Here is a 25,345-nt window from a genome sequence, read left to right as displayed (position 1 = left end):
TGATCCATCTGTTGAACCGCCATGGATGGGGAACGCAGACCTACCGCTGTCGAACAGGCCGACCAGAAAATCACCTCAGAGGTGAACAACGAGCGCGATAGCTGGCCAGTGCGGTTGATCGGTGCCGCCAGCGAGATCGGTGATCAGCCACAGATGCGGATGATTTGCGCCGCCACGGTCGCGGTTGGTATCGCCCAACGGGATGCGTACCTCGCCGGGGCCGGCGTCAGAATGTTGGCTGCTCACACCCTTGCCACCTGGGCTAAGAGCAGGATCAAAGCCGTGATCAACCGCAGGCGCCCGAAAGACGGTGACGATCCTCGGGTGCGTCAAGGTGATAGCGACCGCCACGAGGAGAATTCGTTCCCATCTGGGCACAGCGCTGGTGCCGTCGCAGTCGGAGAGGCCATCGCACGAGCATATCCAGGCCATGCGGTCTTTGCCCGTGGTGCGGCACTGTCGGTGTCCGTCGTACAGGTGCCGCGCGGAACGCATTATGCTGGCGATGTCCTGGCCGGGATCGCCATTGGCCTGATCGCTGAACGCGTGAGCAATGCGGCGATCGATTCAGCGGTTCAATGGGCCGAGCGCGGCTTCGCAAAACGGCAGCGTGGCATCAGCGATGACGGCGCGACGCCAGTCATCCGTCGTGCAGTGGCGCTGTCGTCGCCTCGCATCCAGCAAAATGGCGAGGACGTGGGATCGTCCCAACCGGCACCTGATTCACCTGAGTTTATTGCATTGGCTCACCCATGAGGCCCTTATGCCTCATGATGGGATGGACCCCGAGGACTGAGCTAAATGATGTCGTGTCTACGCGTCTGCCAGACAAATTGGCTCGGTGACGCAGATGGGTGACACCGACCTGCCCGATGGCATCGAAGAGCGCCATGTGGCACCCGTGCGGGGGCTTCGGGCGCACGCCAGCCCGCTCGCATTCATTGTGCTGGGCACGGCTATGGCCGTCGCGGCGAGTGGACTGCTCGGCGGTGCACCTGCGCCCGTGACGTTTGTCTCTGCTCCCGCCGCTTCATTGGAGCTGAAGATCGCCCGCCCGCTGCGCAGCGGCCTGTTTTTCGAGACCCACATCCGGGTCACCGCCCGACAAGCCATTGCCAAGCCGGTGATCGGGGTGGACGCATCCCTGTGGCGCGATCTGACCATCAACAGCCAGGTACCAGCCCCCGCCAACGAAAGCTTCAAGGACGGGCAGTATCGCTTTGAGTACGGCCCCTTGAAGGCGGGGGAGACGTTGGAGGTCAAAATCGACGGCCAGACAAATCCGCCACTGATCGGGCGCGTAGCGGGAAACGTCACGCTTCTGGATGACGATACCCCCCTGACCAAGGCCCATGTCACCATCCCGGTCCTGCCATAATGGACATCGTCCTGCGGGCTTCCGTCACATTCGCGGCGCTCTACCTGTTGCTGCGGCTGCTGGGGAAACGCGAGATCGGACAGCTGACGCCATTCGAATTGGTGGTCATCGTGGTAATGGGCGATTTGGTCCAGCAAGGCGTCACGCACAACGACTTCAGCCTGACCGGTTCGATCCTGGCTATCGCCACGTTCGCCTTCTGGGCGCTGGTGATGAGCTGGGCGACCTACCTCTCACCCAAGCTGGAGACGCTGCTGGACGGCCGACCGCAGGTCATCATTCGGGATGGTGAACTGATCGACGCAAATCTCCGCCGCGACCGCATCACGCGCGCAGAGGTCGAAGCAGAGATGCGACTGGCCGGTATTGCCCACATGAATCAGGTCGCCTGGGCTATCCTCGAGACGCAGGGCAAGATCAGCTTCATCCGCAAAGATGGTGGCGAGGTGCAGCCCGACGACAATGACGCCGGTGCTGCGTAACGCCATCCACTCCGTCACGATGGCGGAAACCCCATCTTGGATAATTCGTTCGGCCGGGGTGTAGGAGAAGACCGATCGCCCATGCCAGCAACGTCGTCTATTGCGACGGACCAAACAGCCCCCACGCTTTCGACATCATCCCGCTTCAGCCACGAAACGGGAACCTCGATGCGAAATGCCCGATTTGCCGGGGATACGGGCAATGGAACACCGAGATCGATCTGGTCAGCTTCCGGTGCAAGCGGGCAATCTGCGATTATTGCCACGGGGCCGGGTGGATCGAGACCGGCAACGACCCGGTTGGCCATGCCGACATCACCATGTCACCGGATGGCTATCCGCAATGGGTCATTGCGTATGAGCCGCACCAAGATCCGGATTGCCCCATCTCCGATCCGGCAGCCCCGCTATCTCCCAACCAGATCGATCGCTAGGGTCCGGACTCGTTGATCACAGCCAGAAGATAACGGTGGCAGCGAGGGCGACGGCGGAGAAGAATGCGGTGGGGCAGCGGTCGTAGCGGGTTGCGACGCGGCACCAGTCCTTAAGGCGGCCGAACATGATCTTGATGCGGCTACGACGCCGGTAGCGGAGCTTGCCGTACCGGACCGGTTTGTTGCGCGACCTACGACCCGGGATGCAGGGCTGGATACCTTTGGCTTGGAGGGAGTCCCTGAACCAGTCGGCGTCGTAGCCGCGGTCGCCGAGCAGCGCTGCAGCGCCAGCGTAGTCGCTGACCTGGCCCGCGGTCATGAAGAAGCTCAAAGTGTTCAGTCCCGGCATCTGGTGGATCGGATCGACGATGAACCGGTCTGGCTCTGACGTCCAGATCTTGGCGATGTATTCGTAGGGGGTGAGACCGCTGAGGGTCTTGAGCCGGCGGGCGAAGTTGTAGGCGGCCATGAAGTCGGCGAGGTGCGTCCGGAGCTGGTCGTGGCTCTCATAGTGGAAGCGTTTGACGGTCGCTTCCTTGATGGTCCGGTTCATCCGCTCGACTTGTCCGTTGGTCCACGGGTGGTTCGGTTTGGTGAGCCGGTGCTCGATGTCGTTGGCCTCGCAGATCATATCGAAGCGCATCTGACGGGACCAGGCGGTGTTCCGGTTGCGGGGCTGCTCGGCGAACTGGATGCCGTTGTCGGTGAGGATGGTGTGAATGCGGTACGGCACGGCTTTCAGCAGGTGCTCGAGGAATTCCCACGCTGTACGCCTGTCAGCCTTGTCGACCAGTTGGGTGACGGCGAACTTGCTCGTGCGGTCGATGCCGACGAACAGATAGAGCTTGCCTTCGGCAGTCTGCACCTTGGCAATATCGATGTGGAAGAAGCCAATGGGGTAGCGCTTGAAGCGCTGGCGCTTTGGCTTGTCGCCCTCGACATCTGTTAGGCGGGAGATACCATGCCGCTGCAGACATCGGTGCAGTGCTGACCGGGTCAGGTGCGGGATCGACGGCTGCAACGCATAGAGGCAGTCGTCGAGCGGCAGCAGGGTGTGTCGTCGGAACGCCACAACCATCGCCTCGTCGGCTTCGGACAAAGTCGTTGAATGAGGGGCCTTCGGCCCGGTCTTCAGGTCCTCGACCGTCGCCCTCTTACGCCACTTCGCGACCGTCTTCGGGTTGATCCCCAACTCACGGCTCAGCGTCGCGAGCGAAGCTTGCGATCGCTGTATTGCTGCTCGTACGGCGTGCGTGGTCGTGGCGCACCCATGACGTACCTGTCCCATACGGCATCCTTCCATTCGAACGAAAGGATCGCACCATCAAACCGTGGGATCAAACACCTAGGGCGAATCCTGGCTATTGAGTGCGCCCTTTTCCTCTCATACTCATTCCGAAAGCCGGGAGAGCAATTCCGCGCGCCGAACTTGGCCAAACTTCCTGGCCAGTAGCCCTTTCTGCGACCGGAGCCGTGTTTTCCGACCCGCTCCATGCTCTCGCCATTCTTGGGCGCGACGACATTCGACATGTTCGGCGATCGAACACTCCAGGGATGGGCCTTCCATTTCCGGCAGCGCCATCCATGCCCCGCAGCGAGGGGATCACCCTTGCTGCGGGGCATGGATGGCGATCACCGTCGGGTCGTGCCCGACAGCGGGGCGTCCTATCCGATGGCGGCGCGCCGATAACGGTGGTCGTCCAGGCTGGCGATATTCGTCGTGGTCCGTCCTGCATGATGGGCGATCGAGAAGCGCGCCATTTGCCGGGAGAGTTCGTCGGCCTCCCCCGCCAGGCTGCGGACCGCCGCCGTCGCCTCTTCGACCATGGCGGCATTCTGCTGCGTCACCATGTCCATCTGGCCGACCGCGATGTTGACCTGTTGAAGCCCGCTGCTCTGGTTTTCCGCAGAGACGGCGATGTCGTTGATCAGATGGTTGATCTCCGTGATGCGCGTCACGATACGCGCCAGCGCCTGGCCCGTTTCGTTGACCAGCCCGACACCGGCATCGACCTGTTCGGCGGACACCGAGATGCGCGCCTTCACGTCCTTGGCCGCATCGGCCGATCTTTGCGCCAGCGCACGAACCTCCGAGGCGACGACGGCAAAGCCCTTTCCGGCATCGCCCGCCCGCGCCGCCTCGACCCCGGCGTTCAGCGCGAGCAAATTGGTCTGGAACGCGATGCCGTCGATGACCGAAATGATGTCGGAGATTTCGGTCGAGGCGCGCTCGATCCCGTTCATCGCCGCCACCGCATCTTCCATGATCCGGCCGGAATGCTGGACCTCGTCCTTGGCCTGGCCGACCATCTGGCGGGCCAGCCCCGCCTGCTCGGCCGTCTTGCGCACGGTGGTCGTGATCTCGGCCATCGCAGCGGCGGTTTCCTCCAGGCTGGCCGCCTGTTGCTCGGTCCGCTGCGACAGGTCGTCCGAGGCCTGGCGGATATCCGAAGCGCCGTCGATGATGCCGCCGGTCGAGGCGGAAACCTGGGCCATGGCGGCCTGAAGCGCGTCCGCCGCCCGATTGAAGTCGCGCTTGATCGCGGCGAAGGGACCGTCGAGATCGCTGTCCAGCCGGGACAGCAGATCGCCCTCCGCCAATTTGGACAGGGCCGCCCCCACGCTGTCGACGATGAGGCGGGCCTGCGCGTTCTTGGCCTCGTCCGCCGCGAGCAAGCGCCCGCGCAGATTGTCGAGCGCGGCCGCCAGCTGCCCGACCTCGTCGCGCCGGTCGGCATCGATCGACGTCACGGCCATGTTCCCGCTCGCCAATGCCGTCAGGCCATGAGTGACGGCGTTCACCGGCCGGGCGATCTGCCGGACCAGCAGGACGAGGATGGCGACGGCCAGCAACAGGCTGATCAGCATTCCCCCGAAGATGGCGCGGGAAATCATGACGAAGGCCGCCTCCTGCGACGCCTGCCTTTCGGCCAGCAACCGGTTTTCCGTCGCGATCACGGCCCCCGCCTGTGCACGCAGCCGGTCCATCAGCGCCTTGCCCAGTCCCTTCGCCGCACTGGCGCGCGCCTCCGCCTGTGTCGCGGGCACGGTCATCAACGCGATATTGGGCCGCGCCACCTCGTCACGCCAGCGCTTGGCCAACGCACCGACATCGGTCAGGCGAACCTGCTGCCCCGGATTGTCGCGGGTCAATTGACGGGCTTGCGTCATGGCGCGGTCGAAGTCCGACGCCCCCTGGTCATAGGGCGCCAGAAAATCCCGGTTGGCCGTCAATAGATAGCCGCGAAGCCCCGTTTCCTGATTGATCATCGCCTCGACGAGCTTGTTGGAGGCCATGATGACCTTGTACGTGTGCTCGTTGATATTCGTCGTTTCGCGAACCTGATCCTTTTTGGTGTATATGACGAAGTTCGTCGTCAAGGTCAGCGCTAGAATAATCCCCAAACACAGGGCAAGCTTTCTTACCATTGTAAGGTTATCAAAAAAGCGCATAAGATCATGTTCCGATGATACTCGCCTCCTGCCATACGCGGGCACTTGACGATAAGCCGACTACAAGCCCCGACCGCGGATTCCAGACGAGTATGTCGCCAAAGCGATCATGCAAGTCGTCTTCGCAGTCACGGCGGGCGGCCTGATAGGAAGCACCCCGTTAAAAACCGGTATACATTCTTCAAATACACCGCAATTTCAAACAACTGAGATTTTTTGATGGCTGGTTGTCTTCCAGGGAACCATGCGTGAATTCGCGCATTATTCCACGTTTTTCCAAATTGATCCGCTGTTCGACACGATGTGATATACTCAACACGTATTGCAATTGTACGTATGATCAATACTATTGCTGTGTGGCTCGGCTGCCGAAGTGGCGATGGGAGACTACCGCCCCCGCATATCGTCCTGATAGACGGCCAGCGTTCTGGCCAACGCGGCCTGGTCGCGCATCATGCGCTCGACATTCTGCTTCAGTTCGTTTCCGAGCGCCTGCGTGGTCGGCAGGGCGTGAGGCAGGGTTTCCCCCAAGGCGTGGAGCACCTTGAAGGCGCGAATGGCCACCTCCTCTTCCCCGGCACCCTCGCGTATGATCGGCGCGAAACCGGCCCGGATCAGTTCGTCCACAGAGGGACGCGGGACATGCACGGGCGGCCGTTCTTCGTCCGGTGGCGACGCCTGCGCCGGAAGTTCGCTCAGGGTTCTGAGCAGCGCATTCAACACCTCGATGGCGGTACCCGGATCATTGGTGGCCGGTGCCAGCGCGCGTCCGGCGATCTCGCCCAGCGCGATCTGCCCCAGTCGAGGATCATGATCGAAATCGCGATGCCGCTCGATGACGAAGGCGCGTGACAATTCGCCATCGAGTTCCGCACGCGCCCCGACCGCCCGGAGCAGCGGACGCCCCTTGTGCACCAGGGTGCCGGGAATTGCTTCCACATGCACGATGATGCCGTGATCCTGCGCCACGTCGGCGAGGCGCCCGATATCGACATGCGTCACATAGCCGATGCTCGGCGAGAACACCGGTCGTGCGCTTGCGGGGACCGGGACGGCCGGTCGCCCGCCTTGATGGGGGTCTTTCGCGAATGCCACGATCGCGGACAGCGCCGCATCCTCGACCCGGTCGATCACGTCCGACATCCGCCCAAAGGCGGCGAGATGGGCGATCCAGCGCAAGAGGGTCACGACCACCAGCGCCACGAGCAAGACCGTGGAGATCAGGAGCAGCACACGCCCCTGCCCGCCATAAAGCCGCGTTTGCAGGCCGATGATGCCGACGACGGAAAAGATGAAGGCGCCCAGGAACGTCGACAGCGCATTTTGCGACATGCGATCCGAGATCAGCAATTGCGTCGCGCGCGGCGTCGCCAGCTGGGTCGCGGACGAATAGGCGCTGACCATCGCCGTCAGCGAAAAGGTGGTCACGGCCAGCATCGACGAGGCGATGATCTGCAGGACCGTACCGACGGCATTTTGACCGATATCGCCGGTGAAATGATAGGGCAGCGCCCGGGCGACAATGCCCGCGAACGCGGCGACCACCACGCTGGCCAGGCTGATAAGGGCCGCACGAAACCATATTTTCCGGGCGATGCGATGGAGCAGCCATGCGATACGGGCCTTGGAAATCATCGGGGTCCTTCATTCCCTTTCGCCGCCGGTGCGGCTGCGGACGCGATCAAAGGCCGACAGCGAACCGCCGGGTACACGGCAGCTAATACGCAAGGCGCGGACGTTCGGCCCACCACCCCTCATTCGATCGGTGGTTTTCCCCGGGCGCCCCGGACGCGTTTCTCTTGAAACCACGCACGGCTTTACCGTTGCATCGCGCCAACGAACCGATGCAAGGCTTATGGATCAGATAGTTACAGGGGGCGGCGATGGTGAAGGCTTGGGGTTGGCTGCTGGGTGCCGCGATGATGACGATCGGGGTTCCTGCCCTTGCCGAAGACGAACCCCGTTTCTGCCCCACGCGACCGAACCTCGGCGGATCGAGTTGCACGACCGAGCCGGGACGGGTGCATTTCGAGATATCCGCGCTGGACTGGCAGCGGGACGACCAGCCCGATCAGCGCGAAGACCGTATCGTCACCGCCGACATCCTGACCCGCGTGGGTATCGGCAAAAACACCGAGCTTCAACTCGACTGGGTCGGCTATGGTCGGGACCGGACGCGCGACAAGGCCACGGCGCTGGTCGACACCGCAACGGGCACCGGCGACGTGACCTTCGCCATCCGCCAGCATCTGGCCGGGCAAAAGGGCAAGCCTTTCTCGGCAGGCGTGCAGGCCTTCGTGACCGCGCCGACGGGGCGCTATCCGATCGGTGCGGGAAGCTGGTCGACGGGGATCATCATCCCGGTCCAATATGAGCTGACGGAAAAGCTGGCGATCGCCGTGACGGGGGAAGCCGATGCCGCGGCGAACCAGTCCGGCCATGGGCGCCATCTGGCCTATAACGAGATCACCGGCCTGCGCTACAAGTTCACCGACGCGGTTACGGCCACGGCCGAAATGTCGTTGGAGCGCGACGACGAACCCGATCAGCATGAGACGCTGGCCCTGGCCGCCCTGTCGGCGGCCTGGCGGCCGACCAAAGTCCTTCAGTTCGACATTCTGGCGGCGACGGGCCTCAATGCGGCCGCGCCCCATCTGCGTCTCGTCACGGGCGGCGCCATTCTGTTCTGACCCTCTCGTCCACACCCCGCCCCATCTTCCGGGAGCGTGCGATCCGTCGGAGCCGGACGGCGGCGCAGGCATGGCCGGTGTCGATGCGTTTGCCCGATCGGCAAGGTCATGCGTTCACCCGGCTCCGAAACGCCGAAGAAGGACAGGATAATGGATTCAGCCGCCCAGACCCGCCGACGCGAGATCGCGACCGAGCATCTGCTGTTCAAGACGATGGAATATGTCGAAGCCCAGCATCCCGGCCTGCTCGACTTTCTGGAAGCCAGCCTGGATCATCTGGGCGATCCTTCGGACGGTCCGGACAAGGACGACGCGGCGGTTCGCGAGATCGCCCGGCGCATGATCACAGGCGCGCGGCGCGAAGGCGCCTGAGCCACCGGAATGGCCCTGCACTTCGTGGGCTTTCGCGGTGACGAATATGCCCGCGCGGTGCGGGTCTTCGGCCAGCCGGACTTCATCCATATCGGCTGGGACCGCTGGGCGAAGCTGGAGATACAGCCCGACGACATGGCGGTGTTTGCAACGGGAACGGCAGAGGACGAACCCTCCCTCTACAGCTTTCCCGACATCCGGGAGGTGTAAGGCCAAACGTCAGGCGGCCCTTGGGCGGGACCCGGCACATTCGCCGCGAAAGGTCGTCATCGTCGATGCGGCGACGGGAGCGGCACCCCTGATCGAGAGCACGGCGCATTAACCGCGATGCGGTTTCGCGTCGGGCTTCCTGTTAACGATCGGGGGAATGGGAGGCTCGACGAGTTTTTCCCGTTCATCATGACATTCCGCCCAAAAATCGCCGCTGCCCTCGGTTCGAAACGTCGAGGTCGCGACCAAATCGCGCAAAATTAACCATGTTCCTTAACTGTCCATTTTAGTCAGTGGTTTAACTTATGTTTCTAGTGCCGCCGGTCTGGAGGACCAATGCGCTTTCTAACCTGTCTTGCCTATGACCATGATCTCCGTCTGGTCGTGCTCGCCGCGATATTCTGCCTGACGGGATCCGCGATCACGATCCGACTGCTTCAGCGGCTGCGCTCCGCCGATCCCGGCACCCTTCTGGCCTGGGTGTTCATGGGCGGCGTATCGACCGGCGCGACCATCTGGTGCACGCATTTCATTGCGATGATGGCGTATCAGCCGGGCGTGGCGGTGGCCTATGACCCGCTGCTCACCGCCCTTTCGCTGGTCATCGCCATTTTCGGCAGTTCGATCGCACTGGCCGTTGCGGTCCGTCGTCGTCCGTTTGCACCGGCGGCGGGGGGCATGCTCTTCGGCCTGGCGGTCACCGCGATGCATTATACCGGCATGATGGCTTTCGCGGCCAGGGGGCTGGTGGAATGGTCGCCCGCCTATGTGACGGCGTCGATCCTGTTCTCCGTTCTCTTCGGCGCGATGGCGTTCCGCCGCGCCTTGTCGCGCGGCAAGCGGGGCAATCCATGGCCTGCCACCGCGCTCATGGTGACGAGCATCGTGCTGCTCCATTTCACGGGCATGGCGGCCCTGACGGTTGTTCCGGTCGCCCCGGAACTGGGCCAGGCGGACAGCCAGAGCGCCACGATGATCATGGCATTTGCCGTCGCGGCGGTTGGACTGGTCGTACTCGGCACGGGTTTCGCCACCTATGTCCTCGATATATCCGCAAGCGCCGCCTCGCAGCGTCGTCTGGCCCAGGTGATGGAGGGCAGCGTCGATGCGATGATCGTGGAAAGCGGCGGCGTGATCGTCGCCGCGAACGGCGCCTTCACCGAGCTGTTGGGCACCGACGACGATGTCATCGGCCAATCGCTGCACCACTGGGTTTCGGACATCGGGTCGGTCGAGCCGGGTTCCCTGGCGCAGCGTACGCTGCAAGCCGCCGACGGCTCCCCCATCCCCGTCGAGATCGCCCTTCGCGTCGATACGAGCGAAAAAAAATCCTACATGATCTACGCCCTTCGCGACGTGCGTCAGCGACTGGCGCAGGAGCGGCGCATCGCGCATCTGGCGCGCAATGACGGCCTGACCGGATTGCCCAATCGCGCATCGTTTCTGGAATGGTCGCATCGCCAGGCGGCCCCGGACGGACCGGGGCGTCCGCTGGCCTTGCTGTCGATCGATCTCGACCGGTTCAAGGAAGTCAACGACACGCATGGCCATGCCGCGGGCGATCATCTGCTGGCGACGATCGGCATGCGGATGAAGGCGCTGGCGCGGCCCGGCGAGTTCCTGGCCCGCCTGGGCGGCGACGAATTCGTCGCTTTGATCGGCATCGACAGTCACGAGGATGCGATCGACCTGATCGATCGCCTGCGGACCGCGATCACCATGCCCGTCGAATATGACCGCTCGACGCTGAGCTGCGGCATGAGCGTGGGCGTCGCACTGTGGCCGCAGGACGCCGATGAGATTTCGGCGCTGATCAACAATGCCGACCTCGCCATGTACCGCGCGAAATCGAGCATCGCGACGGACTTTTGCTTCTACGAGGAGGAAATGGACCAGACGGTCCGCGCCCGCCGTCGTATCGCCACCGAACTGCGCGACGCGCTGGACCATGACCAGTTCGCCATCCATTGGCAGGTGCAGGCATCGGTCGAGACGGGCGAGATCACCGGTTATGAGGCGCTGCTGCGCTGGACGAAGCCCGATGGCACGCGTGTTTCGCCGTTCGAGTTCATCACCATTGCCGAACAGACGGGTCTGATCCTGCCGATCGGCGAATGGGTCCTGCGGCGTGCCTGCCAGGAAGCGGCGGCCTGGCCCGTCCCGTGGAAGATCGCGGTGAACCTGTCCCCCGTCCAGCTCGGTCACGTCGACCTGCCCCGGCTCGTCCATCAGATTCTGATCGAGACCGGCCTAGCGCCCACCCGGCTCGAACTGGAGATCACCGAGTCCGCGATGATCACGGACCCCGAGCGCACGACGCATGTGTTGCGTCAGTTGAAGTCGCTGGGGGTGTCGATCGCGATGGACGATTTCGGCACCGGCTATTCGTCGCTATCGACGCTGCGCTCCTTCCCCTTCGACAAGATCAAGCTCGACCGCTCGTTCATGACCGAACTGGATATCGCGCCGCAGTCGGCCGCGATCATCCGGGCGGTGTTGGCGCTGGGGGAAAGCCTGGCAATCCCCATTCTGGCCGAGGGTGTGGAGACGAGTTCGCAACTCGAATTCCTTCGCGCCGAGGGATGCAACGAAGCGCAGGGTTATCTGCTGGGCCGTCCCGGACTGATGAAGCCGGATCGAGGCGTCGAGAAGCCGGGATCCGCCAAACACGCCGCCTAGGCGTTCGGCCTGGGCGTCCGGCGGATCGAATTCATCCCGCCGGACGCCCAGGCCGGTTTCGGCGCGGCACTTACACCGTCGGAGCCACCGCACTGTATATCTGGCAGTCCGCGCGTTTGGCCCCGGTCAGATTGCCGTCATTGCGCAGGGAATAGCTGTTTCTCTCACGGACGTTGAAGGCGACGACGCGCTTGATCCTCAGCTTGCCGAACACGGTGGTGATCAGGCTGACCGGCGCGATGGGCTGGTAATCATAGACGACCTCGGCGACCATCACGGCGGTGCCGCCCGCAGCGGCGATCTGGCTCCCCGCCTTGCCGACGCCGTCGATGGTCGACGCAGTTTCCACTGCGCCATGATCGTCATTCGTCTTGTCGTCCAGATTGGTGATCGGGGCCCCGGCATCGTTCATCGGACCGCCGATCGATGACGGGGCCGCCAGCGCACCGGCGCAACGCTGCCACCGGAACCATTGACGGTATCCGTTGGGATTGGTGGCCGACACCGGTCCCTTGCCGCCCGTCCCGGTGGTCGATGTCCGCTGTTCGAGATCGGACAGGATGATCCGCCCCTTGGACGCCAGGGAGAGCGGTTCCCCCATCTTCATCGCGCCGATCATGATCTCCGTCACATCGGCTTCGTCGATCGTGGTGCGGACCCGACCGGCATTGTCGGCGACCGCCATCGCGATCTGCGAAATGCGCAGGTTCGCCGTGACGTAATTGCCGACCTCGATCCCGCCGAGGCCAATGAACAGGATCACCGGCGCGGCGAGCGCAAACTCGATCATCGCGACGCCGCGCCGATTGCCCGTCACATGGCCGAACCGCTTGGCAAGACACGTTATCGGCACAGGGTCACCGGCTCGGCTTGCGACGCATAGGGCTGGTTTTTCAACATGGTCGTCGCGGTCAGCCTGGTCATCCCGCTCCAGCCGATCAATCGACTCATCGGTACGATCTCGGGATAGGTCACCGTCGCGGTATACAGCACCACATCGTCCGAACCACCGGTGCCCGCGCGCGCGCCGTCAGCGTCCCAGACGCCATTGCCGTTGACGTCGAGGAAACAGTCCCCGGCATTATACTGCCCCAGCGGCGCCGTGTCGGTGGTGATCGGCTCGGGCTTGGACACCTGCTGGAACTTGCCGTAGCTGGTGGGAACGACGACGACATCGGCGTCCCGCGAAATCGCCTTGACGCTGTCGGAGACCATCGCGGTCAACTGGGCGGATGTCGTGCTGGTCCCGATCGTGACCCGCCGGGCCGCGCGGTCCAGTGCATCCTGGACCTGCGTGGCGACATATTGGCGGTAGCCCAGGTCGAACAGGCCGCACATGATCACGATGGCGGGCAACGAGATCAGGGCGAACTCGACGACCGAGGCGCCCCGACGATCGCGGCCGATACGGCGCAGCGCACCCCCACATCCCACCCTCATTGGGTCAGCCTCAAGGCGCCGATATTCTTGCCGATTTCCACGAAGCGCGCCATCAACGCCGCCTGGTTTGACGAGGTGGACGCCTGGCTGGGCGTGCTCGCACAGTTGGTCAGCGATGCGTCGAGCGACGTGGCGAATCCGATCACCCAGATGGAATATCCCATGGACTTGGCCTGCGAACAGAGCAGGTTGAAGCGCTGCTGGTGGCGGGCAAGCTGGTCGGTCTGGTCGGAATAGTCGCCACCGGGCGTGACGCGACCATCGAGCCGCTCCACGCCGTAGGATGAATAGAGGCCAGCATAGCCGGTTTCGAACAGCCCATCCGTCATGAAGATGATGTACTTCTTGACGGGCATCATATTGTACTTTTCGGGGTTATTGCTGCCGAAAATACCCCCGGACGAAGCCCAGCGCGCACCCCACATCATTCCGTTGTCGTGATAGGTGCCGCCGTCCGGGACAAGCGTATTGAGGTAATTATTCAAATCGTCCCGTGTCCATCCCTGCATAGATGCGGCCGGTGATGGGCACGCAACTTGCGGCTTGAAGCGATTACTATTATACCGCAGCATATAACTCGTGTATTCTACTTCTGGCCAATAGGGCTTCCACTTCGTCGCATCGCTGTTCGGTATCAGATCGATGTTCAAATCCGTTGCGCCCAACGGGATCGCCGTATCAGTTGAGCCCATGCGTACCGTCTGGCGTTCTTCGACGCACCCTGCCCAAGTGACGGTCTTGGGCGTCGTTTTAACCGGTGTATCACCGCTGTCGTCGGCAGTACCGATGAGTTGCGACACATCGACATTTGCTCCTGACACGTATTGTGAGGTGTCGAAAGTCCGAGGCAGATACCGGAAATAGGTGCAGACGCCGGACCAAGAATTATAGCTGCCGTAGTAATATTTGCAGTAGTCCGAACTCATCTTGGCAGACACGGCCTGCCGGGATTGATAGGTCCACGGACCGGACAACAAGTAATTGGGATTGGCCGCTCGGATCGACGCACCTATATTCACGGCGCTGGCATAAGGAACGACGCCGTAGCGAAGACGCATGCCGGACGCCTCCAGCTGCTTCTGCACCGGCGACAGCTGATCGTATAGCGCCAGCACCGCCGAACGCAGCGCCTCGATCTTGGTCTGGGAGTCGCTGGACGTCGCCTTGTCCCGCATCGAGCCGGTCGTATCCAGCACGAAGACGATGTCCGTGTTCACGAAATCCTGGGAAGCGTTGCAACTGACGCTCACCGGCAGTTCGACGAAGCCGAATATCCGCATCAGCGACGTCGGAATCGTCGTGGCGGCATTGATGACGACGGTCGTCTTCGCCGTCGTGGCGCTGGAGATGGAGGGCGTGAACGGCTTCGATCCGAACATGCCCTGTTGAAAATTGAAGTTGAAGAACTTGGTCGCCTCGGCCCGCACGCGGTCATCGACGGTCCCGTCGGTCATCGCGCGCCGACCGGCAAGAACCGCCGCGTCGCACGCAATCTGCATCTGCTTGCGCGCCACATATTCGGTGCCCAGGTCGATGGCCGATCCGACCAGGGCCACGAGCGGGATAAGGAAGAACGCCCAAAGCAACATGACGTTTCCACGCCGATCGGCGGCAATCCTCGCAAGAAGGCCGAATGCCGGGAAACGTGACGGGCGATGCCGTCGTCGAGACATTCCATGACAGGGGAATCGACAGTCCATCCGTTTGCCCTATCGGCATAACGTAAAGGGCAGGTTTATGGACGGGGATCATCACCCCTCTGCCGATGGTCCATTCCGCTTTCGACATGCTGCCAGCCGCCGAACGGGCGTCCGCTCGGCGGCTATTCGGCCGGGTTCCTTCGTGCGCCGTTGCTTGCCGTGTCGCGTCTTTTGGGGGCCACACCGGCTGCGTTTCGACCATGGCGAGCGTGATGGGGGTGGGTGTGACGGTCGGGTTCGAAACAGGGTGTCGCCTCGGCCATGGGCGCCGCCACGTCGAAACAGTCGTTGCTCATGTCCCTGTCGTTGCGCGAGGCCATGGCAGGAGAAGCGATCAGGCCGAGCGGGATGATGATCATCCCTGTGCGGAAGAGGCGCATGCGAAACCCTTTTGAACCGACTCCGTGAGAAGGCCTCTGTCCTCCCAAAGCTCGCGCCTGCCGACTTAAATGAATTTCACCTGCGGCGATGCGCCTTGGCCACGCCGCGGCCATGGGGTTATGCCATGCGCCATGGCAGCCATTCTGGTCATCGAAGACGACGACGCCACCGCTGCGGCGATCATGGCCGAACTGGATCGGCACGGGCACGACGCCATGCGGGCCGCCGATGGCGATAGCGGGCTGGACCTGGCCACCCGTGAAGCCTTCGACGCGATCACGCTGGACCGGATGCTGCCCGGACTGGATGGCCTGACCCTGGTCGCCCGGCTTCGCGAACGGCACGTCACCATTCCCGTCCTGATGCTCAGCGCCCTGAGCGATGTCGACGAACGGATCGCGGGGCTCCGCGCAGGCGGCGACGACTATCTGACCAAGCCGTTCGATTTCGCCGAAATGGCGATGCGGGTCGAGGTGCTGCTCCGGCGGCGCGAACAGGCCGAGGCGGTGGTGCTGCGCGGGGGCGGGATCGAATGCGACCTGGTCCGCCGCACGGTCAAGGTGGATGGCGAGCCGGTCCGGCTGCTCCACATGGAGTTCCGCCTGCTCGAATTCCTGATGCGCAATCGCGGGGAGGTCATGACCCGGCGGATCATCTTCGAACGCGTCTGGGGCTATTATTTCGATCCGGGGGCCAATCTCATCAGCGTCCATATCGCCCGGCTGCGCAAGAAGATCGACCGGCCGGGCCGACCGTCCCCGATCCTGACGGTGAAGGGAGAGGGATATCTCTTCGAAGGCTGACGCGCCGCTGCGCTGGCGCGATATCATCCGGATCAGCACGTTCCGGCTTTCGGCCATGCTGGGGGCGGTGTTCGTCATCGGGCTGATCGCGATGCTGGGCGTCGTCTATGCCGCGACCGCCCGCGACCTGACCGCGCGCAGCGATCGGATCCTTCATGCCGCCGCGCAGCGCCTGTTGCAGGTCCCGGCCGACCAGTTGCCCGATCGTATCCGCTACGAGCTGCGCCGCGATCGCGCCGGGTTCAACTATCTGTCGCTGATCGCCGCCGACGGCACCCCGATCGTGGGCAATATCCGCCTGTTGCGCCCCCTGCCGCCCGGCCTGCCCGTCGATGTCGAGGGCGGATCGCGCGGCCCCTTGCGACTGGTCGCGCTGCGCACCCGCGAGGGAGAGACGTTGCTGGTCGGGCGCGACATCAGCCTGCTGCGCGACCTGCGCCGGACGATCCTGGAGACATTGATCGTCAGCGGCCTGCTGACCCTGTTATGCGTCACCACCGCCGCCATCTGGTTCAGCCGGGCACCGCTCCGCCGGGTCCGGGCCCTGCAACGCGCCAGCCGGGAGATCGCGGCGGGCGACTTTTCGGTCCGCATGCCGATCGCGGGGCGGCATGACGAGCTCGACCAGTTCGCGACGACGGTGAATGCGACGGTGGAGGAGGTCGGCCGCGTCGTCGCGCAGGTCAAGGGCGCGACCGACGCCATTGCCCATGATCTGCGCACCCCCCTCACCCGCGTCCGCGCGACCCTGAACGCGCTGCATCACCGGCCGCATGACGCGGTCGAGGTGACGGCGGGCATCCGACAGGCGACGGCCGATCTCGATCTGGTGCTGGAGCGTTTCGCCGCCTTGCTGCGCATTTCCGAGCTGGAGGCGGGGCGACGCCGTGCCGGGTTCCGCACGATCGATCTGGGCATCCTCGTCGCACAGGTGGCCGAGCTCTACGAACCGCTGGCCGAGGATCGCGGCGTCACCCTGTCGGTCGCGATCCGGCCATGGTCGGTGGACGGCGATGACAAGCTGTTGTTCGAGGCGCTGAGCAACCTGCTCGACAATGCCATCAAGTTCGGCCGCCCCGGCGGTCGCGTCGCGATAGCCCTGGTCGAGGACGTTCAAGGACGTGCGATCGAGGTTCGGGACGACGGCCCCGGCATCCCGACCGGCGAACGCGATGCGGTGCTGCGCCGGTTCCACCGGGGACAGGGCGTGCAGGACATTCCCGGCAGTGGCCTGGGCCTCAGCCTGGTCGTGGCGATCCTGCACCTGCATGGTTTCCATCTTGGCCTGTCCGATGCCGCGCCGGGCCTATGCGTGCGCATCTCGCTGCCCCTGTCGGCGTGAAATTCATTTAAGTCGCCTGCGCCCGCGATTGGCGCGATGAAGCCCCCCGTCGACGACGGGCAGTGGGTTCCCCACCCCCTCGATCCCCGCGCCGTCGCCGACACCGCCCATCCCTGACGGTCACCGGGACGCCCATGCTTCAGCTCGTCAAGCTCGCCCTCAGCAAGCCCTATACCTTCGTCGTCCTCGCGATCCTGATCGTGCTGGGGGGCGGGATCGCGGCGGTCGAGACACCGACCGACATCTTTCCCGACATCCGCATTCCCGTGATCGCGGCGGTGTGGAGCTATCGCGGCCTGCCGCCGCGCGACATGTCGGGGCGCGTCATCTATTATTACGAGCGCTCGCTGTCCTCGACGGTCGGCGACATCGACCATATCGAAAGCCAGTCGCTGTCCGGCGTCGGCATCGTGAAGATCTTCTTCCGCCCCGGCGTCGACATCCGCACCGCCACCGCACAGGTGACGTCCGCCTCGCAGACCGTGCTGAAGCAGATGCCGCCGGGCATCACCCCGCCGCTGATCCTGAACTACAACGCCTCGACCGTGCCGATCCTGCAACTCGCGCTGTCGGGCAAGGGGCTGTCCGAACAGAAGATCTACGACCTGGGCCAGAACATGATCCGCCCGGCGCTGGCCTCGGTGCAGGGGGCGGCGATCCCCTCCCCCTATGGCGGCAAGGAACGCCAGATCCAGATCGACCTCGATCCCGCCGCGCTTCAGGCGCATCGGCTGTCGGCGACCGACGTCGCGAACGCGCTGGCGCAGCAGAACCAGATCGTGCCCGCCGGGACCGCCAGGATCGGCCAGTACGAATATAATCTCCGCCTGAACAACAGTCCCGACGCGATCGACGCGCTCAACGACTTGCCGATCAAGACGATCGACGGGACCACCGTCATGATGCGCGACGTGGCGCATGTCCGCGACGGTTCGCCGCCGCAGCGTAACGAGGTGCGCGTCGATGGCGCGCGCTCGGTTCTGATGACCGTGCTGAAGAGCGGGTCGGCCTCGACCATCGCCATCGTCGATCAGGTCAAGGCGTTGATGCCCAGGCTGGCGGCGACGCTGCCGCCGGGATTGAGCGTCAAACCGCTGTCCGACCAGTCGGTGTTCGTCAAGGCGGCGGTATCGGGCGTGATGCGCGAAGGCGTGATCGCCGCCGCGCTGACCAGCTTGATGATCCTGCTGTTCCTCGGCTCTTGGCGGTCGACGGTCATCATCGCCGCCTCGATCCCGCTCGCCATCCTGGCCGCCATCGCCGGACTGGCGCTGGCCGGGCAGACGCTCAACATCATGACGCTGGGCGGGCTGGCGCTGGCGGTCGGCATCCTGGTCGACGATGCGACCGTCACGATCGAGAACATCAACTGGCATCTGGAACAGGGCAAGTCGGTGCGCGACGCGATACTGGACGGCGCCAAACAGATCGTCGGCCCCGCCTTCGTCTCGCTGCTGTGCATCTGTATCGCCTTCGTGCCGATGTTCTTCCTGCCGGGCGTCGCGGGCTTCCTGTTCGCGCCGATGGCGATGGCGGTGGTGTTCGCGATGATCGCCTCGTTCATCCTGTCGCGCACGTTGGTCCCGACCATGGGCAATTATCTGCTGCGCGATCATGGCGGGGCGCACACCGCCGAGGTGATGGTCAGCCACGATGCGCAGGCCGGTCGCCCGGAGAGCCGCAACCCGCTGCGCCGGTTCCAGCACGGCTTCGAACGCGGGTTCGAGGCGGTGCGGCGCTATTATACTGGCCTCCTCGACTTCGCGCTCGCCCGGCGGCGGCCCTTCGTCATCGGCTTCATGATCGTTGTGCTGATGTCGTTCGCGCTGGTGCCGATGCTGGGCCGCAACTTCTTCCCCGCGGTCGATGCGGGCCAGATCAGCCTCCACGTCCGCGCCCCCGTCGGCACCCGGATCGAGGAGACGGCGGCGCTGTTCGACCATATCGAGAGCCGCATCCGCCAGGTCATTCCCGCCGACCAGCTCGACACCATCGTCGACAATATCGGCCTGCCGGTCAGCGGCATCAACCGCGCCTATTCCAATACCGGCGGCGTGGGTCCGCAGGACGGCGACATTCTGGTCACGCTGAAGGAAGACCACCGCCCGACCGCCGATTTCGTCAAGGCGCTGCGCGAACGGCTGCCCCGGGATTTCCCCGGATCGTCCTTCGCCTTCCTGCCCGCCGACATCGTCAGCCAGATCCTGAACTTCGGCTCGCCCGCCCCGATCGACGTGCAGGTCGCCGGGCCGGATACCAAGGGCAACGAGGCCTATGCCCGGATGCTCGTCGCCCGGCTGTCGAAGGTGCCGGGGCTGGCCGATGTCCGCCTGCAACAGGCGTCCAACTATCCCGAATATGCGGTCGACGTGGACCGTGCGCAGGCCAGCCGCCTGGGCATCACCGAAAACGACGTGACCCGCAGCCTGTCGGTCAATCTGGCGGGCAGCGCGCAGATCGCGCCGACCTTCTGGCTCAACCCGAAGAACGGCGTGTCCTATCCGATCGTGGTGCAGTCGCCGCAATATCGCGCCAGCACCATCGAACAGCTCGACAATCTGCCGATCACCGGCAATGCGCCGGGCAGCTTCCAGACGCTTCGGGCGCTGGGCACGCTGCACCGCGAACCCAGCCCCGCGCTCGTCTCGCATTATGCGGTGCAGCCGGTATTCGACGTCTATGCGACGCCGCAGGGTCGCGATCTGGGCGCGGTCGCCGCCGACATCAACCGGGTTCTGGCCCAGACCAAAGGCCAGCTGCCCAAGGGCGCCACGGTCGCCATGCGCGGACAGGTGGAGACGATGAACACCGCCTTCACCGGCCTGATCCTCGGCCTCGCGGGCGCGGTCATCCTGATCTATCTGCTGATCGTCGTGAACTTCCAGAGCTGGATCGATCCGCTGGTGATCGTCTCGGCCCTGCCCGCCGCGCTCGCTGGGATCGTGTGGATGCTGTTCGCGACGCACACGCCGCTGAGCGTGCCTGCCCTGACCGGCGCCATCATGTGCATGGGCGTGGCGACCGCGAACAGCGTGCTGGTGGTCAGCTTCGCCCGCGAACGGCTGGCCGACTGCGGCGATGCGATCCAGGCGGCGATGGAGGCGGGCGCCACCCGCTTCCGCCCGGTGCTGATGACCGCCTTGTCTATGATGATCGGCATGGCCCCGATGGCGCTGGGTCTGGGAGAGGGCGGTGAGCAGAATGCGCCGCTCGGCCGGGCCGTCATCGGCGGCCTGCTGTGCGCCACGCTCGCCACCCTGGTCTTCGTCCCCGTCGTCTTCGCCATCGCGCACCGCCGCTGGCAGGCGACCGCGCCCTCCCCCCTGATGCCCATCGGAGAAGCCATCCATGCATGACGCCGCCCCGGCCCCCGCTGTGTCGGCCGACACGCCCACGCCCAAAGGCCTGAAGATTGCAGGCCTTGCCGCCGCCGTCCTGGCGATCGGCACCGTGAGTGTGGGAACCCTGGCCCGAAGCCATGACGTCGCGGCGGCGGCCAGCTGGTCCACGACCAACGCCATTCCCACCGTCCACCTGATCCCCGTCAGGGGCGGCGCGGCGACCGACGCGCTCGATCTGCCCGCCACGCTGGAGGCCTGGGAAGCCGCACGGCTGTTCCCCCGTGTCGGCGGCTATGTGCGCAGCTGGTCGCAGGATATCGGTGCCCATGTCGTGGCCGGACAGGCCCTGGGCGTGATCGACACCCCTGAACTCGACCAGCAGATCGGCCAAGCGCGTGCCGCGCTGGCCAGTGCCGTCGCGCATGAGAAGCTGGCGCGCAGTACGGCGGCACGATGGAGCGATCTGCTGACCACCTCTTCGGTGTCCAGGCAGGAGGTCGACGAGAAGAACGGCGATCTCGCGGTCAAGACGGCGGGTGTCGCCGAGGCGCGCGCCGCCCTGTCGCGGCTGGAGGCGATGAAGCGCTACGCCGTGGTCCGCGCCCCCTTTGCCGGGGTCGTCACCGCGCGCAATGCCGAGGTCGGCGATCTCGTCGGTCCCGGTGCCGCTACGCAGACGCCGATGTTCGGCGTGGCCGACACGCACCGCATCCGTGTTTATGTCAGCGTACCGCAATCGCTGTCGGCCACTATCAGGCCGGGCATGACCGCGACGCTGACCGTCCCCGCCTTTCCGGGCCACCCATTCACCGCGACGGTCGCGGGCCTCTCGAGCGCGGTCGATCCGCAATCGGGCGCCTTCCGCGTCCAGCTGTTCGCCGACAACCCCGATGGCCTGTTGAAGCCGGGCGGCTATGCACAGGCCCGTCTCGCCCTGCCCGGACAGCCGGGTGCGGCGCAGGTGCCGTCCAGCGCGATCCTGTTCGGTGCCGGCGGGCCCCAGGTCGCGACGGTCGACCCGCGCGGCCATGTCGTGATGCATCAGGTTCATATCGGGCAGGACAATGGCCCGACCGTTCAGATCCTGTCGGGCATCACCCCCGGCGAACAGATCGTCGACAACCCGCCGGACTCGCTGGCGCAGGGCGAGCTGGTCCGGGTGGGGCAGACGCGTCATGGCTAAACCGCTCCGCCGCTGGGTCGCAGGCGCGACACTCGCGCTGCTGGGCGGGTGTTCGATGGCCCCGGCCTATCACCCGCCGGTCCTGCCCGCACCCGTCGCGTATAAGGAGATACCGACCACCGGGGACGCGGTGTGGAGGCCGGTGGATACCGCGACCACCGCCCTGCCCGCCGACTGGTGGACCGGCTTCGGCGATCCGCTGCTCGACCGGCTGGAGGCGCGGATCGACAGCGACAATCCGACGCTGGCGGGGGCGCTTGCCCGCTATGACATGGCGAAAGCCACGCTCGCAGGTGCGCGTTCGGGGCTGTTTCCCCGTGTCGAACTGACGCCCAACCTCTTGCGCAACAGGCAGTCGGACGAGCGTCCGCTGCGTGGCGGTTCCCAGCCGGATTTCTATACCGCCGCGACGCTGGGGGGCGACATATCCTATGAGGCCGATCTGTGGGGGCGTGTGCGCAACTCGGTCGCTTCCGGCCGCGCGCTCGCCGAGGCCAGCCGCGACGATCTGGCGGCGGTCAAGCTCGCCCTTCAGGGGCAATTGGCGGCAGACTTCGTGCGTTTGCGGGGGCAGGACCAGCAACTGGCGCTGCTCAGCCAGACGATCGATGCCTTTGCCAGGGCCGATGCGCTGACCCGCAACCGCTTTCGCGGCGGCATCGCGACGGGCATGGATGTCGGCCGGGCCGGTGCGCTGCTCGGCGAAGCGCGCGCCCAATATGCCGCATTGCAGGCGGATCGCGCCGTGACCGAACATGCGATCGCCAGCCTGGTCGGCCAGCCCGCCTCGATCTTTTCCATCCCGCGTCGCGATGCCCCGCTCCATCTGCCGAGCATTCCGGTCGGCCTCCCCTCGGCGCTGCTCGCCAAGCGTCCCGATGTCGCGGCGGCCGAGCGGCGCATGGCGGCGGCCAATGCGCGGATCGGCGTCGCCAAGGCGGCCTTCTTCCCCCAGATCACGCTGGGCGGCACGGGCGGTTTCCAGAGCACGGCGCTGGCGGGACTGGTCGCGGCCCCCAACATCTTCTGGGCGATCGGCCCGGGCGCGATCCTGAACCTGTTCGACGGCGGCAAACGTCGCGCCGATGTCTCCGCCGCGCGAGCGGACTGGAACGCCGCCGCCGCCGACTATCGGGCGCGTGCCCTGGGGGCATTCCAGGACGTCGAGGACGCCCTCGCCACGCTGCGTCACCTCGACGAGGCCCAGGCCGCGCAGGATCAGGCGGTACGATCCGCCGCCAGCACCAGTGCGATCGCGCTGGATCGTTATATCAAGGGCGCCGCGACCTATCTGGACGTCGCCACCGCCCAGGAGAACCTGCTTCGCGACCAGCAGAGCGCCCTGTCCCTGGAGACCCAACGCCTGACCGCCACCGTCGCCCTGGCCCGCGCGCTGGGGGGCGGATCGACATTCGCGCGACCGGCCCAGGTTGCAACCCGATTCAGAGGGCGGCGTCCGCCAGACGCCCCCTCAGCTTCAGCATCAATCCCTCGGGACGGTAATCCGTCGCGGACAACTCCCTGAAATAGGACCGGAGCGATCGTTCGATCAGAACGGAACCAAAGCCTTTACGCTGGGGCGGGCTGACAGGCGGGCCGCCGCGCTCCGACCATTGCACGGACAGCCGCGCGTCGTCGTCCACCCCTTCCACCGACCAGTGCAGCGCCGCGATACCCGAATCGTTCGACAGGGCCCCATATTTGGCGGCGTTCGTCGCCAGCTCATGCAGCGCCAGCGCAAAGGCCATGCTGGCTTCCGGTTGCAGGACGATCGGCGGACCGTCGATGATGATCCGCTCGCCGATGCCGCCATGCGGGGCGAGCGTGCGCTCCGCCAATTCGCGCAGGTCGGCGGATCGCCACGACTTGCCGGTCAGGATGTCCGTCGCGCCGCCCAGCGCGACGAGGCGCGCCGACAGGGCCTTTCCGGCGGTTTCGGTATCGGGTGAATTGCGCAGCGTCTGCTGCGCGATCGACTGGATGACGGTGAGCACGTTCTTCAGGCGATGGGCCAGTTCGCCGTTGAGGTATCGCATATCCTCCTCGGCCTGCTTGCGCTCGCGAATGTCGCGGGTGACCGTCCCGTATCCGACCATTTCGCCGCTCGCATCGGTGATCGGGAAAACCGAATAGAGCATCGGATCAGCTCCCCGGTTCCGAAATGCCGGAAGAGCACGTCGCCCGACCAGCTTCCCCGCTCGGCGACGGCCGGGAGCGCTTCGTGCATCACGATTTCGAGGGCGTCAGGCAGGAAGAAATCGGCGATGGAGAGCGATGTATAATCCACGTCCTCCAGCCCGACGATGCCGCGGGCGGCGTCGTTCATGAAGAATACGCGGCCGTCGAGATGGGCCATCGCCACGAAATCGGTGCTGTTCTCCACCAGCCGGACGAAGCGGTCGCGCTCTTCCTCGCTCTCGCGCAATTCGGTGATGTCGCGCGAGACCGACAGGATACGATCCCAACGCCCATCGGCGTCGAAAATGGGGCTGACCGCAACGTGCCACCATTTCCAATTGCCCTTCATGGTGCTGGCGCGGCCGATGAAGCTGGAGGACTGGCCCGCACGCGCTGCCTCCAGGGCAGCCTTGGCGTTCCGATTGCCGGCGCCCGTCCAGAAATCCGGCCACGGACAGCCGACGATGGCGTTGAAGTCGCTGACCTCCATCACCCGCTGTCCGCCATCGCTCATGAAGGCCAGCCTGCCCTCCAGATCGAGGACCTTGATGCAGTCGGTCGAACTGGCAAGGACGCTGCCGGTGAAGGATTCGCGTTCCCGCAAATTCTCGAACGCCATGTCGCGATCGCGCAAGGCACGAACCCGATCGGTGGCGTCCGAACAGATATTCAACAGCCCCGCGATTCGCCCGCTTTCATCGTGAACCGGCGAATAGGCGAAATCCCACCAGCTTTGCTCGTCGGCGCCGTCCCGGGTCATGGCGACTAGCTGGTCACGGACGGCGGCACGCTCGCCGGACAAGGCGCGGTCGATCAACGGGTGGAGGACGTCCCATCGCTCGGGCCATGTCTCGCTGGCGGGCCGCCCCAGGGCGGCAGGATGGCGGTCGCCCAAAATCCGTGCATATTCATCATTATAGATCTGAATCCGATCCGCCCCCCAGATCAGACACATCGCCTGACCGGCGTGAAGCATGATGTCGACGGCGGTGCGAAGACTTTGCGGCCAGTCCGCCATGGCGCCGACCGACGAGGCGGCCCAGTCATGGGCGCGCACCCGCTCCGTCATCATCGGGCCATGCTCGGGCGGTCCGCCTTCGTCCTTGCCAACGTCCATATGTCATCCGCCCCCGGCTGTTGATCAGAAAGCCGTCATGCGCTTGCTGCCACCCTATGGGGGAACGGACTAACCCAACCCAGGCCAGAGATAAAGCAACCCGACCGACCCACCGGACACGCCGATGCCACCGCGGGAGCCTGAGGTCGCCAAAAAAGACAA

20 protein-coding genes and 2 pseudogenes are annotated in these 25,345 nt (G+C 64.8%); 12 read left to right on the top strand and 10 right to left on the bottom strand.

What is annotated here, in order from left to right; translation table 11 throughout:
* The first annotated feature begins 21 nt into the window (after nt 1-21).
* From ACQR50_RS04945 to ACQR50_RS04935, 3 genes are all read left to right on the top strand, one after another.
* Nucleotides 22-756, top strand: coding sequence for a phosphatase PAP2 family protein (locus ACQR50_RS04945; RefSeq protein WP_428970034.1), 735 nt, complete (start codon nt 22-24; stop codon nt 754-756).
* Nucleotides 757-850: 94 nt separating this feature from the next.
* Entirely contained in the window at nt 851-1,378 is a 528-nt protein-coding gene (locus ACQR50_RS04940) for a hypothetical protein (protein WP_428970033.1), read from the top strand.
* Nucleotides 1,378-1,860 (top strand): DUF421 domain-containing protein, encoded by a 483-nt coding sequence (locus ACQR50_RS04935; RefSeq protein ID WP_428970032.1) that lies wholly within the window; start codon nt 1,378-1,380, stop codon nt 1,858-1,860. The genes ACQR50_RS04940 and ACQR50_RS04935 overlap by 1 nt, the downstream gene beginning before the upstream one ends.
* A gap of 450 nt (nt 1,861-2,310) precedes the next feature.
* Here ACQR50_RS04935 and ACQR50_RS04930 read toward each other — a convergent pair.
* From ACQR50_RS04930 to ACQR50_RS04915, 4 genes and pseudogenes are all read right to left on the bottom strand, one after another.
* Nucleotides 2,311-2,625: pseudogene (locus ACQR50_RS04930) on the bottom strand (transposase); the annotation flags it as partial.
* Nucleotides 2,626-2,628: 3 nt separating this feature from the next.
* Nucleotides 2,629-3,582: pseudogene (locus ACQR50_RS04925) on the bottom strand (IS481 family transposase); the annotation flags it as partial.
* 377 nt (nt 3,583-3,959) lie between these two features.
* On the bottom strand, nt 3,960-5,591 hold the full coding sequence (locus ACQR50_RS04920; RefSeq protein WP_428970031.1) for a methyl-accepting chemotaxis protein: 1,632 nt from the start codon (nt 5,589-5,591) through the stop codon (nt 3,960-3,962).
* 543 nt (nt 5,592-6,134) lie between these two features.
* Complete coding sequence (locus tag ACQR50_RS04915; protein WP_428970030.1) at nt 6,135-7,382, bottom strand: DUF2254 domain-containing protein; 1,248 nt, start codon at nt 7,380-7,382, stop codon at nt 6,135-6,137.
* Nucleotides 7,383-7,630: 248 nt separating this feature from the next.
* Between ACQR50_RS04915 and ACQR50_RS04910 the strand changes: the two genes are divergently transcribed.
* The 4 genes from ACQR50_RS04910 to ACQR50_RS04895 all read left to right on the top strand — a co-directional run bounded on the left by ACQR50_RS04910 (nt 7,631) and on the right by ACQR50_RS04895 (nt 11,698).
* Nucleotides 7,631-8,437, top strand: coding sequence for a transporter (locus ACQR50_RS04910; protein ID WP_428970029.1), 807 nt, complete (start codon nt 7,631-7,633; stop codon nt 8,435-8,437).
* 150 nt (nt 8,438-8,587) lie between these two features.
* A complete protein-coding gene (locus ACQR50_RS04905) occupies nt 8,588-8,809 on the top strand; it encodes a hypothetical protein (protein ID WP_428970028.1) in 222 nt (73 codons plus the stop codon).
* 9 nt (nt 8,810-8,818) lie between these two features.
* Nucleotides 8,819-9,019, top strand: coding sequence for a hypothetical protein (locus ACQR50_RS04900; protein ID WP_056439252.1), 201 nt, complete (start codon nt 8,819-8,821; stop codon nt 9,017-9,019).
* A 336-nt stretch (nt 9,020-9,355) separates the two neighbouring features.
* Nucleotides 9,356-11,698, top strand: a complete 2,343-nt coding sequence (locus ACQR50_RS04895) for a bifunctional diguanylate cyclase/phosphodiesterase (RefSeq protein WP_428970027.1) — start codon at nt 9,356-9,358, stop codon at nt 11,696-11,698.
* A gap of 70 nt (nt 11,699-11,768) precedes the next feature.
* On the opposite strand, the gene ACQR50_RS04890 is transcribed toward ACQR50_RS04895, so the two are convergent.
* The 4 genes from ACQR50_RS04890 to ACQR50_RS04875 all read right to left on the bottom strand — a co-directional run bounded on the left by ACQR50_RS04890 (nt 11,769) and on the right by ACQR50_RS04875 (nt 15,218).
* On the bottom strand, nt 11,769-12,551 hold the full coding sequence (locus ACQR50_RS04890; protein ID WP_428970026.1) for a TadE/TadG family type IV pilus assembly protein: 783 nt from the start codon (nt 12,549-12,551) through the stop codon (nt 11,769-11,771).
* Nucleotides 12,542-13,138 (bottom strand): TadE/TadG family type IV pilus assembly protein, encoded by a 597-nt coding sequence (locus ACQR50_RS04885; RefSeq protein WP_428970025.1) that lies wholly within the window; start codon nt 13,136-13,138, stop codon nt 12,542-12,544. Before ACQR50_RS04885 ends, ACQR50_RS04890 begins: the two co-directional genes overlap by 10 nt.
* Nucleotides 13,135-14,727, bottom strand: coding sequence for a Tad domain-containing protein (locus ACQR50_RS04880; RefSeq protein ID WP_428970024.1), 1,593 nt, complete (start codon nt 14,725-14,727; stop codon nt 13,135-13,137). The genes ACQR50_RS04885 and ACQR50_RS04880 overlap by 4 nt, the downstream gene beginning before the upstream one ends.
* 233 nt (nt 14,728-14,960) lie before the next feature.
* Entirely contained in the window at nt 14,961-15,218 is a 258-nt protein-coding gene (locus ACQR50_RS04875) for a hypothetical protein (RefSeq protein ID WP_428970023.1), read from the bottom strand.
* Between the two features lie 132 nt (nt 15,219-15,350).
* Between ACQR50_RS04875 and ACQR50_RS04870 the strand changes: the two genes are divergently transcribed.
* The 5 genes from ACQR50_RS04870 to ACQR50_RS04850 all read left to right on the top strand — a co-directional run bounded on the left by ACQR50_RS04870 (nt 15,351) and on the right by ACQR50_RS04850 (nt 23,413).
* Nucleotides 15,351-16,022 (top strand): response regulator transcription factor, encoded by a 672-nt coding sequence (locus tag ACQR50_RS04870; protein ID WP_428970022.1) that lies wholly within the window; start codon nt 15,351-15,353, stop codon nt 16,020-16,022.
* Between the two features lie 55 nt (nt 16,023-16,077).
* Nucleotides 16,078-17,364 (top strand): ATP-binding protein, encoded by a 1,287-nt coding sequence (locus tag ACQR50_RS04865; protein ID WP_428970021.1) that lies wholly within the window; start codon nt 16,078-16,080, stop codon nt 17,362-17,364.
* A 134-nt stretch (nt 17,365-17,498) separates the two neighbouring features.
* A complete protein-coding gene (locus tag ACQR50_RS04860) occupies nt 17,499-20,720 on the top strand; it encodes an efflux RND transporter permease subunit (protein WP_428970020.1) in 3,222 nt (1,073 codons plus the stop codon).
* Nucleotides 20,713-21,888: an efflux RND transporter periplasmic adaptor subunit gene (locus tag ACQR50_RS04855; RefSeq protein ID WP_428970019.1), complete on the top strand. Its 1,176-nt coding sequence runs from the start codon at nt 20,713-20,715 to the stop codon at nt 21,886-21,888. The genes ACQR50_RS04860 and ACQR50_RS04855 overlap by 8 nt, the downstream gene beginning before the upstream one ends.
* Nucleotides 21,881-23,413: an efflux transporter outer membrane subunit gene (locus tag ACQR50_RS04850; RefSeq protein WP_428970018.1), complete on the top strand. Its 1,533-nt coding sequence runs from the start codon at nt 21,881-21,883 to the stop codon at nt 23,411-23,413. Before ACQR50_RS04855 ends, ACQR50_RS04850 begins: the two co-directional genes overlap by 8 nt.
* Here the strand turns inward: ACQR50_RS04850 and ACQR50_RS04845 are convergent.
* Both ACQR50_RS04845 and ACQR50_RS04840 read right to left on the bottom strand, forming a co-directional pair.
* Nucleotides 23,331-23,924, bottom strand: coding sequence for an HWE histidine kinase domain-containing protein (locus ACQR50_RS04845; protein ID WP_428970017.1), 594 nt, complete (start codon nt 23,922-23,924; stop codon nt 23,331-23,333). The two genes, ACQR50_RS04850 and ACQR50_RS04845, sit on opposite strands and share 83 nt — an antisense overlap.
* The gene (locus ACQR50_RS04840) at nt 23,888-25,183 is read right to left on the bottom strand and encodes a PAS domain-containing protein (RefSeq protein WP_428970016.1); all 1,296 of its coding nucleotides are present in this window, start codon (nt 25,181-25,183) and stop codon (nt 23,888-23,890) included. Before ACQR50_RS04840 ends, ACQR50_RS04845 begins: the two co-directional genes overlap by 37 nt.
* Nucleotides 25,184-25,345: the final 162 nt, after the last annotated feature.

The organism is Sphingomonas sp. Xoc002 (genome assembly GCF_050408055.1).
GTDB classification, from domain to species: Bacteria; Pseudomonadota; Alphaproteobacteria; order Sphingomonadales; family Sphingomonadaceae; genus Sphingomonas; species Sphingomonas yabuuchiae.
The sequence above is the reverse complement of the archived record's forward strand: the minus strand, read 5'-3'. Positions and strand labels throughout refer to the sequence as shown.

Coding starts and splice junctions, on each gene's coding strand:
- ACQR50_RS04945 (WP_428970034.1), top strand. CDS start 22: ATGGATGGGGAACGCAGACCTACCGCTGTCGAACAGGCCGACCAGAAA.
- ACQR50_RS04940 (WP_428970033.1), top strand. CDS start 851: ATGGGTGACACCGACCTGCCCGATGGCATCGAAGAGCGCCATGTGGCA.
- ACQR50_RS04935 (WP_428970032.1), top strand. CDS start 1,378: ATGGACATCGTCCTGCGGGCTTCCGTCACATTCGCGGCGCTCTACCTG.
- ACQR50_RS04920 (WP_428970031.1), bottom strand. CDS start 5,591: ATGGCCTCCAACAAGCTCGTCGAGGCGATGATCAATCAGGAAACGGGG.
- ACQR50_RS04915 (WP_428970030.1), bottom strand. CDS start 7,382: ATGATTTCCAAGGCCCGTATCGCATGGCTGCTCCATCGCATCGCCCGG.
- ACQR50_RS04910 (WP_428970029.1), top strand. CDS start 7,631: ATGGTGAAGGCTTGGGGTTGGCTGCTGGGTGCCGCGATGATGACGATC.
- ACQR50_RS04905 (WP_428970028.1), top strand. CDS start 8,588: ATGGATTCAGCCGCCCAGACCCGCCGACGCGAGATCGCGACCGAGCAT.
- ACQR50_RS04900 (WP_056439252.1), top strand. CDS start 8,819: ATGGCCCTGCACTTCGTGGGCTTTCGCGGTGACGAATATGCCCGCGCG.
- ACQR50_RS04895 (WP_428970027.1), top strand. CDS start 9,356: ATGCGCTTTCTAACCTGTCTTGCCTATGACCATGATCTCCGTCTGGTC.
- ACQR50_RS04885 (WP_428970025.1), bottom strand. CDS start 13,138: ATGAGGGTGGGATGTGGGGGTGCGCTGCGCCGTATCGGCCGCGATCGT.
- ACQR50_RS04880 (WP_428970024.1), bottom strand. CDS start 14,727: ATGTTGCTTTGGGCGTTCTTCCTTATCCCGCTCGTGGCCCTGGTCGGA.
- ACQR50_RS04875 (WP_428970023.1), bottom strand. CDS start 15,218: ATGCGCCTCTTCCGCACAGGGATGATCATCATCCCGCTCGGCCTGATC.
- ACQR50_RS04870 (WP_428970022.1), top strand. CDS start 15,351: ATGGCAGCCATTCTGGTCATCGAAGACGACGACGCCACCGCTGCGGCG.
- ACQR50_RS04865 (WP_428970021.1), top strand. CDS start 16,078: ATGCTGGGGGCGGTGTTCGTCATCGGGCTGATCGCGATGCTGGGCGTC.
- ACQR50_RS04860 (WP_428970020.1), top strand. CDS start 17,499: ATGCTTCAGCTCGTCAAGCTCGCCCTCAGCAAGCCCTATACCTTCGTC.
- ACQR50_RS04855 (WP_428970019.1), top strand. CDS start 20,713: ATGCATGACGCCGCCCCGGCCCCCGCTGTGTCGGCCGACACGCCCACG.
- ACQR50_RS04850 (WP_428970018.1), top strand. CDS start 21,881: ATGGCTAAACCGCTCCGCCGCTGGGTCGCAGGCGCGACACTCGCGCTG.
- ACQR50_RS04845 (WP_428970017.1), bottom strand. CDS start 23,924: ATGCGATACCTCAACGGCGAACTGGCCCATCGCCTGAAGAACGTGCTC.
- ACQR50_RS04840 (WP_428970016.1), bottom strand. CDS start 25,183: ATGGACGTTGGCAAGGACGAAGGCGGACCGCCCGAGCATGGCCCGATG.